The organism is Streptomyces stoeckheimensis (genome assembly GCF_045822005.1).
GTDB classification, from domain to species: Bacteria; Actinomycetota; Actinomycetes; order Streptomycetales; family Streptomycetaceae; genus Streptomyces; species Streptomyces stoeckheimensis.
The window spans coordinates 9,083,283-9,095,353 of the sequence record NZ_CP169550.1 but is presented as its reverse complement, the minus strand read 5'-3'; the positions used below and the strand labels follow the sequence as shown (position 1 = coordinate 9,095,353).

13 protein-coding genes are annotated in these 12,071 nt (G+C 68.4%); 4 read left to right on the top strand and 9 right to left on the bottom strand.

What is annotated here, in order from left to right:
- Nucleotides 1-217 precede the first annotated feature (217 nt).
- The gene (locus ACE1OC_RS41385) at nucleotides 218-661 is read right to left on the bottom strand and encodes a hypothetical protein (RefSeq protein WP_407841424.1); all 444 of its coding nucleotides are present in this window, start codon (nucleotides 659-661) and stop codon (nucleotides 218-220) included.
- A 22-nt stretch (nucleotides 662-683) separates the two neighbouring features.
- Between ACE1OC_RS41385 and ACE1OC_RS41380 the strand changes: the two genes are divergently transcribed.
- Nucleotides 684-1,067 carry a hypothetical protein gene (locus tag ACE1OC_RS41380; RefSeq protein ID WP_407841423.1) on the top strand — a complete coding sequence of 128 codons (384 nt, stop codon included), beginning with the start codon at nucleotides 684-686 and terminating at the stop codon, nucleotides 1,065-1,067.
- Nucleotides 1,068-1,469: 402 nt separating this feature from the next.
- Here the strand turns inward: ACE1OC_RS41380 and ACE1OC_RS41375 are convergent, their stop codons facing one another.
- From ACE1OC_RS41375 to ACE1OC_RS41350, 6 genes are all read right to left on the bottom strand, one after another.
- Nucleotides 1,470-1,748 carry a hypothetical protein gene (locus ACE1OC_RS41375; protein ID WP_407841422.1) on the bottom strand — a complete coding sequence of 93 codons (279 nt, stop codon included), beginning with the start codon at nucleotides 1,746-1,748 and terminating at the stop codon, nucleotides 1,470-1,472.
- Between the two features lie 838 nt (nucleotides 1,749-2,586).
- Nucleotides 2,587-3,405 carry an IclR family transcriptional regulator gene (locus ACE1OC_RS41370; RefSeq protein ID WP_407841847.1) on the bottom strand — a complete coding sequence of 273 codons (819 nt, stop codon included), beginning with the start codon at nucleotides 3,403-3,405 and terminating at the stop codon, nucleotides 2,587-2,589.
- A gap of 845 nt (nucleotides 3,406-4,250) precedes the next feature.
- Entirely contained in the window at nucleotides 4,251-4,838 is a 588-nt protein-coding gene (locus tag ACE1OC_RS41365) for a sigma-70 family RNA polymerase sigma factor (protein ID WP_407841421.1), read from the bottom strand.
- Nucleotides 4,823-5,050 carry a hypothetical protein gene (locus ACE1OC_RS41360; RefSeq protein WP_266960640.1) on the bottom strand — a complete coding sequence of 76 codons (228 nt, stop codon included), beginning with the start codon at nucleotides 5,048-5,050 and terminating at the stop codon, nucleotides 4,823-4,825. Before ACE1OC_RS41360 ends, ACE1OC_RS41365 begins: the two co-directional genes overlap by 16 nt.
- 475 nt (nucleotides 5,051-5,525) lie before the next feature.
- Complete coding sequence (locus ACE1OC_RS41355) at nucleotides 5,526-5,789, bottom strand: hypothetical protein (RefSeq protein ID WP_407841420.1); 264 nt, start codon at nucleotides 5,787-5,789, stop codon at nucleotides 5,526-5,528.
- A 177-nt stretch (nucleotides 5,790-5,966) separates the two neighbouring features.
- Complete coding sequence (locus tag ACE1OC_RS41350) at nucleotides 5,967-6,362, bottom strand: DUF6415 family natural product biosynthesis protein (protein ID WP_407841419.1); 396 nt, start codon at nucleotides 6,360-6,362, stop codon at nucleotides 5,967-5,969.
- A gap of 191 nt (nucleotides 6,363-6,553) precedes the next feature.
- Here ACE1OC_RS41350 and ACE1OC_RS41345 point away from each other — a divergent pair, with 191 nt between their 5' ends.
- On the top strand, nucleotides 6,554-7,852 hold the full coding sequence (locus ACE1OC_RS41345) for an XRE family transcriptional regulator (RefSeq protein WP_407841418.1): 1,299 nt from the start codon (nucleotides 6,554-6,556) through the stop codon (nucleotides 7,850-7,852).
- On the opposite strand, the gene ACE1OC_RS41340 is transcribed toward ACE1OC_RS41345, so the two are convergent.
- Together ACE1OC_RS41340 and ACE1OC_RS41335 are read right to left on the bottom strand one after the other, a co-directional pair.
- Complete coding sequence (locus ACE1OC_RS41340; protein ID WP_407841417.1) at nucleotides 7,849-8,667, bottom strand: alpha/beta hydrolase; 819 nt, start codon at nucleotides 8,665-8,667, stop codon at nucleotides 7,849-7,851. The two genes, ACE1OC_RS41345 and ACE1OC_RS41340, sit on opposite strands and share 4 nt — an antisense overlap.
- Nucleotides 8,668-9,388: 721 nt before the next feature.
- Nucleotides 9,389-10,669: an IS256 family transposase gene (locus ACE1OC_RS41335; RefSeq protein WP_371589911.1), complete on the bottom strand. Its 1,281-nt coding sequence runs from the start codon at nucleotides 10,667-10,669 to the stop codon at nucleotides 9,389-9,391.
- A 12-nt stretch (nucleotides 10,670-10,681) separates the two neighbouring features.
- On the opposite strand from ACE1OC_RS41335, the gene ACE1OC_RS41330 reads away from it, so the two are divergent.
- Together ACE1OC_RS41330 and ACE1OC_RS41325 are read left to right on the top strand one after the other, a co-directional pair.
- Nucleotides 10,682-11,593, top strand: coding sequence for an HYD1 signature containing ADP-ribosyltransferase family protein (locus ACE1OC_RS41330; RefSeq protein ID WP_407841416.1), 912 nt, complete (start codon nucleotides 10,682-10,684; stop codon nucleotides 11,591-11,593).
- Between the two features lie 2 nt (nucleotides 11,594-11,595).
- Nucleotides 11,596-11,868 carry a DUF6881 domain-containing protein gene (locus ACE1OC_RS41325; RefSeq protein WP_407841415.1) on the top strand — a complete coding sequence of 91 codons (273 nt, stop codon included), beginning with the start codon at nucleotides 11,596-11,598 and terminating at the stop codon, nucleotides 11,866-11,868.
- The last annotated feature ends 203 nt before the right edge of the window (nucleotides 11,869-12,071 follow it).

Below are 12,071 nucleotides of genomic sequence, written 5' to 3'. Positions count from 1 at the left end.
TACCCAGCGCGCTTACCCCGCCAAGACCACCCCGGCACACACCGAACGAAGTCCCTTACGCCCACCACCTTGACGCCGCCAGCACCCGCTCCGGACACCGGCCCCCAGAAGGACCTCGCCTCCAGCCACCCGCAGGTCAGCTACCTCCGGACACACGACAGCACGAGTCGCCGCCAGGGGGCAGCGACCCGCGCCGAGGGCCGGTTTCAACCGAAGATCACGCGGCCCGGTCGAAGGCCAGCACCGCGTTCGGGCAGGCGGCCGCGTACCGCAGCAGCGCCTCGCGCTCGGCCTGGTCCACGGACAGCGCCCGCCGGTGCTTGGTCGCCACCCACTCACCGATGCACCGGCAGTGCACCGCCGGAGCCGGCATCCAGGTGGCAGGATCCTGGTCGGACTTCTGCCGGTTCGAGCGGGCCACCGTACCGATCTCGCTGACCCGTGCTCCCACCGGAAGGCCCGGGAGCCGCTCCGGCGGATCCCCGTGACAGACTCCTCCCTCGAACACGGGGGCGAACGACCCCCTGACCTGGGGTGGGGCTATGAGTAGGACGAAGTGGGCTGCTGTGATGGCGGCGGCGATCGCGCTCGGCGCGGCGGGCTGCGGTGACACGGGGACGGGAGCCGCGTCCGTCGCGGTGTCCCCCCGGCCGGAAGGCACTGGGCCCCTTACGCGGGAGGTCGTGCGCACGGACCTCGACACCTCAGCGGCGGCCGCGAAGGCGCCGGCGACCGACGCAGAATGGGCCGCCATGCCCGAGGACGCCGAGCCCGGCTCGCCGTCCTTGTGCGTCGTCGCCTTCAAGGGATTCGAGACCGATGCCGCACCGCTGGATCACGAAAGGTTCGAGGCGACGCTGCGCGAGCTGGGCAGGCGCGGATGGAAACAGGTCGGGAAGCCGGAGCAGGTGAAAGACAAGAAGGGCGAGGTGTGGACCTCCAAGGTGCTCCTGGACCAGCGAGGCTGGAGGATCGTCGCCGAGTACCGGGACGGACCGACCGGGAAGAGCACAATCTCCTTGCCTGCCTTCGAGAACGCCTGCGTAGAGGCCCAGGGCGCGCACTGAGCACGCTGGGTGTCAACACGCCGAGTGTGGAGACGGTTGTCGAGAATGCACAGGTCAGCACCGGTGTGACCCTGTGCTACGTCGACGGACCCGGTGGAGTACAGCGGCACCGTGGTGACGCTGATCCAGCACCACACCCGGCCTCAGCACGCCGATTCTCGGCAAATCGGAGCAATACCGCAGGGGCGACGGCCCTGCATCGTCAACCTCGAGTGCTCCCTGCCGGACGTGCGAGGGCGCGGGTACAGGCAGACCGCACCCGGCGGAAACCCAGATGCTCGCGTCGGCCGGCTGCAGGGGCGAGAAGGGTGCAGTGGTTAGGGACGGGGGACTTCGGCAGCGCCACCTGCCTCGACGGCGTAGACGACGCGGTAGCGAAGTGGTAGCGGGGCTCGGTGCGGTTCACCCCTCGGTGTCGGTGAGTGTGTCCAGCTTCCGGGACGCGGTCGTCGCCCGTGCCCGGGCCTTCGCCGCTGACCGGCCGGCCGCCCTCAGACCGGCGAGTGTCTCCGAGCTCGTCGTGCGTGCCGTTGCCAGCCGGTCCTTCGCCGCCTGTACGTCGTCCTCGGCCTCTGTCACCGCGGCCTGCGCTTGGTCCGCCCGCTCCTGCGCGGCGGCGTGTCCCGCCTCCAGGCGCTCCGCCTCCGTGCAACTCGGTACGGGCCTTGGCCAAACGCTCACGATGGGCCCGTGCTGCAGCAGCGTCAGGGGCCTGTCCCGGCTTCGGGGACGGCACGGGTCGCGATCGGGCCCCGGCGGCGGCCGGCTGTTCCCGTTGTGGTGGGGCCGCGCCCGGCAGCGGTTCAAGGCCGGTGAACCCCGACGTCGCTTCCGGGGCCTTGGCCAGTCGGCCCGCCTGCCAGCGCTCAGCGACCTCCGAATCGGCCAACACCGTGTGGAGGATCTGCTCGACCTCGTGCAGCACCGGCTCGCTCACCTGCTGCCCGGACTCTGCGGCCAGGGAGCGCGCTGTGCGCGCGAGCCCGCCGATCACCACATGCTGATCATGCGACAGCTTCCTCAGCTGCCCGGCGTCCAGCGCCCGGTGCGCGGCGCGAAGCGCTCCGCCGAGTTGCACCAGGCCCTGCGCCTCCTCCGGTCGGTGGCGGGCCAGCAGTCCGGCGGTCCACGCCGCGAGTGTCGGTTTGCGCAGTGCGGCGATCGCCGTGGCGAGTTGCTTGTCGCCGGCCTTGCGGGCCTGGGCCACGTACGCGTCCCGGGCCGCGGTGAACTCCGACGGCTTCAGCCCGTACAACTCCAGCTCCAGCCTCTGCACGTCCATGCCCGGCAGTCTCCCGCCCAGGTCCCCGGCCCGGCCAACACTTCGCAGGCCTCCGCGCGTCGGGGGCGGGGGCTGGGTGGTCCGTCTGGGGTTCACTCGATGGCGCCGTCTGCGGGGGCGCCCCGCGTACGCCCCACCTCCTCCGCTGGGGCGGCCCGGCTGACAGCCAGCCAGCTCTCATGGACGGGGGCTCGCACGGTTCCGGCCGGGTAGGCGGCTTTGTCTTGCGGATGCCGGCTACCGGTGGATCACCACGCAGGGAATCGCGGCCTGGCTGGGCGGGGTCGGATGGGCTCCGCCGACGAGGAGGGCCAGGAGGACGGCGATCGCTTCGTTGCGCAGGACGCGGGCCGCCTGCTGCAGCTTGTGTGGATCGGGCGAGGGCAGCGAGAGGGCCACGCATTCGGGTTCGGTGCCGGTGCGGATGGGGACGGCGGCGCAGACGGTGCCCAGTGCGTATTCCTGGAGGTCCAGGAGGGGTTCGCCGGGGTGTCGGGTGTCGAGTTCGTTGAAGAGGATGTCGGGGCTGGTGATGGTGTGGGGGGTGAAGGCCTCCATCCGGTGCCGGTGCAGGTGGTCGCGGCGCTCGTCGTCGTCGAGCTGTGCCAGGAGGGCTTTGCCGACGGCGGAGGCGTGGGCGGCTTCGCGGAAGTCGACCCATTCGTGGACGGCGGGGGCGGTGGGGCTGTCGGCGTACTGGGTGATGGAGATTTCGCCGTCGGTGTAGGAGGCGACGTAGACGGCGGCGCCGACCTCGTCCCGTAGGAAGGCGAGGGTCTCGCGGAGCAGGACTCCGCTGCTGCGGCCGTCCTGGGCGAGTTTGAGGGAGGAGCCGACCGTGTAGACGCCGGGCGCGAGGGGGGTGGCGAGCTGGGTGCGGACCAGGTGCTCGATGGCGTGGGCGAGATACAGCTGGGGCAGGCCGGTCTCCCGGGCGATCTGTGTGCGGGAGACGCCGCCGGTGTGGCGGTGGATCACTTCCAGGACGCGCAGGGCCCGCTGGGCCGCCTCCAGGCGGGTGTTGACCGGCTGCAGGCGCTTGGGCCGCTTGCCCATCCGGGCGCCGGGCTTGGCGTCCGCGGCGAGACCGGCGGGGTCCAGTCGTGCGCAGCGGGCCAGTGCGGAGGCGAGGCGGGCGGTGGGGGTGTAGATGTCGCCGAGGTCCTCGTGTTCGTGGGGGGTGGTGGTGTCGAGGGCGTGGCGGACGGGTGCGGGCAGGGTGCGGAGGTTGGGGTCGGGCCAGGGGGTGGGGGTGATCTTGGTGGTGGAGATGGGCGGGGAGGTCCAGATGATCGAGGCGTGCAGGGTGTCCTCGACGTCGTCGGCCGAGGGCAGGGGTGGGACGTCTTCGCTCGGCCCGGAGTTGGTGGGCTGGTCGTACCAGTGGTGGGCGGTGGTGATCTCGGCTCGGGACAGGTGCAGGAGGTAGAGGGCTTGGGCGGCTGTGTCGGATCCGGCGCCGGCGGCGTACTGGAACCAGAACTGGGCGGCCTCCGTGCGTCCCGACAGGTGCAGGAGGCTGGCGAAGAGGAGGGCTGAGGGCTGGCTGTGGGGCCAGGCCTCGGCCTCGAGCGCGAGGCGGGTGAAGGTCGGGCTGTCGACGAGGGCGCGGGTCAGGGTGTCCAGGCTCCGGGCAGCCCTCACGTTGGCGGCGGCGTCCAGGACGAGCTTGCGCTCGGCCGGGCTGGAGGGCCGGCCGGCCGGGGACAGGGTCAGCCGGGCGTCGGAGGCACGCGGTTGGGTCAGGGCCCGGCTGTGGCGGGCGGACGCGATCCGGCGGGCGATGCGGCGTCGGGCCGCGTCCTCGTCGTAGGAGGCGTACTCGTCGGTGAAGACCTCGGCGTCCCCGAGAGCCTCGTCCAGTGCGTATCCGGCGTCCGCGTCATCGCGGGTCATGTCGTTCACAGGTCCTTCTCCTCTCCGGGAGTCAAGTCGATTCCGATCTTCTTTGCGAGCGTCCGCCTTGCGGTGTGCAGGTGGGAGCGGACCGTCCCCACTGCGATACCCATCCGCTGCGCCACCTGCCCGGTGTCGAGGCCGAGGAGGTAGGTCAGCAGGACGACGTCGTAGTGGCGGTCGGGTAGCTCTGCGATCGCCTCGTACACCCCGGAGCGGGACTCGATGAGCTCGAGTCTCCTGCGGGAGCCCCGCCGGATCGCCGCGTACTTGGCGGTGTCGACGAGTGCCACGGGTACGAGCTGGCGGGCGCGGTAGCGCTCGACGTGCTCGCGTAGCTGGGCCCAGGCGAAGGCCTGGAGGTTGGCTTCCTTCAGGGCGTCGGGCCAGACCTCCAGGAGGAAGGTGAAGACGTCCTCCACCACGACCTCGGCGGCCTCGCCTCCGAGTTCGAGGTGGGCGTACTCGAGGTAGGCCACATGATTTTGGGAGTGGAAGGCGACGAACTCCACCGGCATGACGCCGGCGAGTTCGCTGGAGACGGCCTGCTCCCCGAAGGGGTCGTACTCGGCGTCGGTCACGAACTCCCCCACGGGACTTCCGCGGGACCATCGGAACCGGTGACCGCCACCTCACGCTGCACGACGGTGTGTCCGTGCGGGGGACGGTGGGCGGACAGTTCGGCCGCGCCGACCCGGACACCAGCGCCCAGAAGGCGCCGCAGACCTCTCACCACGTCGGGCGCGAACACCCGCAGAGCGGTCGCGCCTATCAGCGCCAGGACGAGGGGCTCGGTGCTGTTCACGTCGAAGGAAATCCTTCCAAGCGGATCAGTCGGTCAAGGCGTGCCCTCCCCCAGGTGCGGCCGCCAGCGGAACCAACCCCCGCAGGGGCGGCTCCTACTCACAGCCAATCGAAAACACGCCCCGAACGTTCAGCCCGATCCCGGAAAGTTTCTGGAGCGGGCGCATCCGCTTGTTTGCGCGCCTCTGCGCGCCCGCGCACCCCCCTTCAGACACCCCAGCTCACGACCGGTGTCCGCCGCATCGAGAGCGCACTCCGCCCCTCGCCGAGCGCCCGAAAGAAATCAGCCCTGCCGGTCCGCCTCGCCCGCGCTCAGCCGACCGGTGGGCTCCTCGGCGTCGTCCTCGCCCGCCCGACCGATGCCGAGAAGTACGGCACAGCCGAGGGAACGCTCCAGCAGCCGGAACCATGTGGATCTCGGTGAGCTGGCGGAGCTCCCCCTCGGGCTCGGCGCCGAGCCCCACCGAGGTGGACGTTCACCGGAGACCTGCGGGCATGTCCGGCGCGAGACGGCGCAAGAGCTTCAGCTCACGAGGGTCTGCCGTCCACTCCCGGCCCGACCCGTCCAACGGCCGCATGTGCGCTGTCCGGCCGATGGTGCGGCCCGTTGCCTTCGCGGTGCGCACGAGCACGGTCGCGACGGTGCCGGTGCGGCCCGTGGCGGGGTGGACGACCTCCCGTCCCAGCAGGCGGTGATCGGTCTCTTCCCGGATCAACGTGTTCGCTTCGTTCCTGATCATGTCCGTGCCCCCTGCTGATGTCGGTATCGGGGTGGGGCAGGGCCAGGCAGACGGCGGCATCGCGCTCCCGCATCGGGGAGTCGATGCGTACCGCCCGTGCCGCGCTGGCGCCGGGTTCGTTGTCGGGGGCACCCCACCTGGCTCTGGGCGGCAGCGGGCTCCTAGCAGGCGGCCGGGTCACTGGTTGTCCTGGTAGAGGTCGCTGGCGAGGCCGAGGAGGAAGCGGCAGGTGCGGGCGAGTTCCTGGAGCTGTACGTAGGCGGCTTCGGATTCCTCGGGCAGCCCCCGCTCCAGCGCTCCGCGTACGAAGTCGACGGTGTCCGCGATCAGCTGGCCGTCCCGAGCCTCGGGAGGATGGCGGGGCGGCGCGGAGAGGGAGGGCAGGAGAAGGGCGAAGTGGCCGCTGAGCCAGCTCATCCACAGAGCGCGCAGGGCAACGGAAGGCGGCAGCTCGCGCGGTTCGAGGATGACCGAGACGCTCTCGCTGATCACCACGGTGTCGATCGGCAGTCCAGGATCCACGTCGACTTCGCTCACCACCTGAAACGGATGGGCCTGCACGAGTACGGTCACGTTCCCTCCCTAGGTCTCTAGCCTGGCCGGCCCGGCTGATCTCCAGTCAGAACCCTTGCTTCGGACCGTAGAGGCAGGTGCGGGATGCAACGAGGACACATCACAGGACATCTCGCGGGAGTACCGTCGTGGGTCACTGCTTCCGCTCAGGCGGGCGCTGTCCGTCCGCAAGCCGTCATGAGGAGGTTGCGATGTCCCAGAGCCCGGGGAATCCCGCCTTCCGTGCCGCACGTCTGGAGCGGGGCTGGCACAGTCAGAGCGACGTCGCCACCGCGTACACCGCTCACGCCGCGCTGCTCGGCGAGGACGCCGGCGTCGACGTACGGCAGGTGCGCCGGTGGGAATCCTCGAAGCCGGGGTGGCCCAACCGGCAGGCCCGACGGATTCTGCAGTCCATGTTCTCCCTGGCCCTCGAGGAACTCGGCTTCACCCCGCCGCAGAGCCGCCGAGATGAAGCCACGACCAGCCCGGAGGAGGACAGGGTGCACCGGCGACTGCTCTTACGGGGGGTGCTCGGCGCGGCGCCCGCGCTCACGCTCGGAGGCGGCCCGGACCGGCTGGCGGCCGCCGTCGCCAACGCCCGCCGCTTCGGCGACCCAGGCCTCGTCGATCATCTGCGCACGGCTCTCGACGGCATCGCGCGCGCCGACAGCAGCACCGGCCCCCGCCACGTACTTCCCGCCGCGATGGAACTCCTGGCCGTCATCGACACCCTCGCCCGCGACGCGCCCACACCTGTGCGCCGCGAACTCCTCGGGGTCGGTGCGCGGGCCGCTGAGTTCACCGCGTGGCTCCACCGCGACGCCGGCTCCCCCGCGCACGTCACGGTCTTCTTCCACGACCGGGCCGCTGAGTGGGCCATCCTGACGGGCGACGGCTCGATGCATGCCTACGTCCTGCTGCGCAAAGCCCAGGCCACCGACCGGCATGATCCGGCGCGGATGCTCGACCTCGCCCAGGCCGCGGCCCGCGGGCCCTGGACCCTGCCGCCCCGAGCGCGGGCCGAAGCCCTTCAGCAGGAAGCCCGCGCCCTCGCGCTGACCGGCGCTCCCGCCGATGCTGTCAACCGCACCCTGGACGACGCCCACCACGCCCTCGACCAGGCCGGTAGCCCCGAACCCGCGTCCTGCACCGGACCGCTGTGCGCCGGATACACCCTCGACCGGCTGATGGCCCAGAGCGCCATCAGCCACCGCGAAGCCGGCCAGCCCGCCCGCGCCGTCGACCTCCTCCAGCAGCATCTCGCCCGCGGCGTGTTCGCCCCCAGGGACCGCGCGTTCTTCACCGCGCACCTGGCCGGGGCGCTGGCCGCCGCAGGCGAGCCCGACCAGGCCGCCTCCACCGGCCTGACCGCCCTCCGTCTCGCCGCCACCCCCGGCTTCGGCCAGGCGCTCGGCGAACTGCGCCGCACCGCCGCCCAGCTCCGCCCCCACGCCCGGCGCCCCGCCGTACGCGAACTGCGCCAGGCACTCACCACGCTGACCGCCTAAACGGTCAAGAACCCCGCCACCCGGTCAATGACCTGCGCCTGCCAGAGCTGCGTCTGCGGATCGGCATAGCCGGGATCCTCATGGACAGCGAAGCCGTGCTGCGCGCCGTCCAGCTCGAGCAGCTCCGCCGGACCGGCGAAGAGCGGCAGGTAGCGGCGGGAGGACTCAACCGGCACGAAGGTGTCCCTCGTGCCGTGCACCAAGAGCACCGGAGCATGCACGGCGCGGAGGTAGACCTCGGGGTCCAGGAAGAACACCTCGTTGTGCAGGGCGCGTCCCAGTTCGAACGGCGACTTCTCCGTGAAGCCGCGCTCGTCCAGGTCCCGGCCTGCGGTGGTGGAGATGTAGTCGCCGTCGAAGTACGGACGGCTGTCTACGTATCGGTCCCGGTAGTCCAGACGCGGATTCAGCAGCACAAGCCGATCGACGTCCCGCGGCCGCGATCCCGCATACAGGGCCGCGGCACCCCCGGAAAACGACGCCGCGATCACGTGCAGCGGGCCGTCGAGGCCCGTCTGCTCGCGCAGATGGTCAGCGGCCGCCCTGATGTCGTTGGCCACGCCCGCCATCGTGATCTCCACCGGCCTGCCGCCGCTCGCGCCGTGCGCCCGCAGATCGAACCGCAGGGACACCAGACCGGCCGCCGCCAACCCCTCGGCGAGCCGGGTGAAGAAGCCGCCTTCCTCACGGGTCACACCCGCGCCGTGAACCAGCACCACCAACCCGGCCGTTGGCGTACCCCGCGGCACCCTCACCGTTCCCACAAGCGCCGTCCCGTCCAGGGACCGGAACCGAACTTCCCGCTCTGAAGCCATGCCGTCGATCGTAGGCACCAGCCCACGACCTCGACGGCGAATCCGCTCGCCCCGAGGGTCTTGCTGGTGTCCGCTCACATCCTCGGAATCCACCACCAGAGCAGGCGCCGGCCGAGACTGAACCGGGCCCAGCCGCAGGCACGCGGCGACGGCCCGGGAGGCAGAGCGGGCGCAGGTAAGGTGGGATCGCCGCAGTCGGCGACGAGGTCGACCGGTCACATACCCTCACCCCGCCGCCAGTGGAACCTCCTCTCGGAACTCACCGCCAAGCAGCAAAAGACCGCCTCCGTGATCGCGGCCTCTGGCCGGGTCCACGCCGCCAGAGTCCGCCCTGGTCTGGCGCCACCGTCCAGCCGGATTCTCGACGTGCCATACCGGGACCCAGGACCTTGATTCAAACCGTCCAGGACCGATAGCTCGGACGGCGCCAAGACGTCATCAACGACAGCGACGAACCAACGGTAGATCGGTCACCTCCGGCTGACGGCGGGACCCCGCTTCCCCCCCCAGCTCGGGAAAAGCTGGGGCCGGGGCCGTGAGGCCGGAAGCGCAGGTGACGCGAGTGAACGGTTCAGGCAGGCCTGTGGCCCCCAGCCTTCTTACCGGGGGCCACAGGAGGTGGTTGTGCTGTGTGGATCAGAAGATGCCGCTGATGCTGGTGGACCAGCCGCTTGCCCCAACGGGGTCCGTAAAGTTAACGGTGGTTTTGGGGTTGTTGGGTTCAGCGGCGGGCGGCTGAGAGCCGGCCGTCGAAGGTGATGTCGAAGGCGTTCAGAGCGGCCTTCCAGCGTTGGGTCCAGCGTTTACGTCCCTGGCCGGTGGGGTCGAGGCTCATGATGGCCATGTAGACGCACTTGATGGCGGCCTGCTCGTTCGGGAAGTGTCCGCGGGCTCGGACAGCCTTGCGGATCCGCGCGTTCACGGACTCGATCGCGTTCGTCGTGCAGACGATCCGCCGTATCTCGGTGTCGAACTGGAGGAACGGCACGAACTCGGCCCAGGCGTTCTCCCAGAGCCGCACGATCGCCGGGTACTTCTGGCCCCATTCTTCCTGGAATTCCAGGAAGCGTTCGGTTGCGGCGTCCTCGGTCGGGGCGGTGTAGACGGGCTTGAGCGCCTTCGAGATCTTGTCCCAGTCCTGCCGGGCCGCGTAACGGAACGACGCCCGCAGGAGGTGAACGACACAGGTCTGTGTGACCGCCTGGGGCCAGACTGCTCCGATCGCGTCGGGCAGCCCCTTCAACCCGTCGCAGACGACCATGCAGACGTCTTCCGTGCCGCGGTTCTTGATCTCGGTGAGGACCTGGAGCCAGTACTTGGCGCCCTCGCCTCCGTCCCCGGCCCACAGGCCCAGGATGTCGCGGGTGCCGTCGACGGTGACGGCCAGGACGACGTAGAGAGGCCTGTTCGCGACCTTCCCGTCCCGCAGTTTCACGTGGACACAGTCAATGAACAGAACCGGATAGACCGAGTCGAGGGGCCTGTTCTGCCATTCGTTCATGCCGTCGATCACCTTGTCCGTGATCGTGGAGATGGTCGTCTTGGAGACCTCGGCGCCATAGACCTCCGCGAGGTGAGCGGAGATCTCGCCGTGGGTCAGGCCGCGGGCCGAAAGAGACAGGACCATCTCGTCGACGCCCGTCAGCCGGCGCTGCCGCTTCTTGACGATCTGCGGTTCGAACGAGCCCTCCCGGTCCCGCGGGACCTCCAGTACGACCGGGCCGACCTCGGTCACCACCGTCTTGGACCGGGTCCCGTTCCGGGTGTTGCCCGAGCCGGCCTTCTCATGCTTCTCATGCCCGAGATGATCGGTGATCTCGCCTTCCAAAGCCGACTCGAGAATCCTCTTCGTCAGCTGCTGCAGCAGACCACCCTGGCCCGTCAGCTTGATCCCGTCGGCCTTGGCCCGGTCCACCAACTGACTGATCAGCTGGTCATCCAGAACATCCGGCGCCAACCCGGACGGCTGCACCTCCGCCACGGACTCCGCCGACACGGTCACGTCTGTCATCAGGTGTCACTTCCTGCTCGAAGATCCACCGTTGACCGTACAGACCCCAACTCGGACATATATCAATTCGCGGGGTTCGCCGCCGAACTCTACGGGCACGGTAAGTCGGGGGGAATTCAAGGACCGGGCCTGCGAAAGCCTGGCGGCAACTGCTTCCTCGCCGGAACGCTCGTCCTCATGGCCGACGGCACAACCAAGAAGATAGAAGACATTGCAGTCGGCGATGAAGTTTCCGCTACCGACCCACAGACCGGTGATACAAAACCCCGACCGGTAACCGAGCTAATCAGATCGGAAGGCGAAAAGCATCTCAATGAGATTTCCATTGAGACGCCCACCGGAGTACAAAAGATCACGGCAACTCGAGAGCACCCCTTCTGGTCCCACTCTCACAAAAACTGGATCAACGCCGGAGAGCTGAAGCCCGGAACGGAACTTCTCACAAACGAAGGAAAGATCGCTAAGGTAGCGGAAAATCGCCCGTTTACCGAGACAGTAAAGACCTACAACTTCACTGTCGAAGACCTCCACACATACTATGCACTTGCAGGCGACACTCCGATCCTCGTCCACAACGACTGCCCAGAGACGTACTATCACTACACTAACGAAGCAGGGCATGACGGAATCCTTGAGAGCAAGTCTATGCTCCCGTCCCTGAAGGCAAACAACCCAAAGGACGCACGATACGGAGACGGTCAATACGTGACGGACATCAAGCCCGGAACGAGAACGCTTGGACAGCTCTCTCACGCATTCGTTAGAGTCCCTTGGGCTGGCCAGAAGTTCACGCACTATATAGAAATCGACACCAGAGGGTACGACGTCGTCAATGGGAGGCCGAATGTCTTCGTGATCCTCAACGATAAACCACTTGACCTCACCGGAAGAATCGTGAGCTCCGGAAGGAACTAGTAGTGCGATACATTAAAGTAACCTGGACGCACAATTTTGTCGACGAGCCGGTTCTATACCTCAGCGAACTCGGAGAGGATGACTACGAGACTCGCAGGGTGCAATTCTTTCGCGACGGTCACTCCGAATGGGCCGACCAAGATCACGAAACCTCTACCACAGGCCTCTCGGAGATCCCATTTCTGGAACCGGAAGAGATTTCCAAGCAGTCAGAATTCTCGGCCAAATTGATTAATGCAGATGAATTCGAGCAAGCATGGAATGCCGCACAATAGCCCCATAGAGCACCGATGAAAGCGAGAAGCTCACGGCGCGACCCGGACCCCACCGCCGTCACGCCTCAGGTTGACGAAATAATGTCCACACTCGCCAACGTGCAGAAATAAATCAAAGTGTCGCGATTTGATGAATTTCAAGTTTAAACAGGAAGCCCGCTGACACTCACTTCAGCGGGCTTCCTGCCTGCTGAAGTGAGTGT

Excerpts from the sequence above, each read along its gene's own strand:
- ACE1OC_RS41370 (WP_407841847.1), bottom strand. The coding sequence starts at position 3,405 with ATGGGCAAGCGGCCCAAGCGCCTGCAGCCGGTCAACACCCGCCTGGAG.
- ACE1OC_RS41355 (WP_407841420.1), bottom strand. The coding sequence starts at position 5,789 with ATGATCAGGAACGAAGCGAACACGTTGATCCGGGAAGAGACCGATCAC.
- ACE1OC_RS41340 (WP_407841417.1), bottom strand. The coding sequence starts at position 8,667 with ATGGCTTCAGAGCGGGAAGTTCGGTTCCGGTCCCTGGACGGGACGGCG.
- ACE1OC_RS41345 (WP_407841418.1), top strand. The coding sequence starts at position 6,554 with ATGTCCCAGAGCCCGGGGAATCCCGCCTTCCGTGCCGCACGTCTGGAG.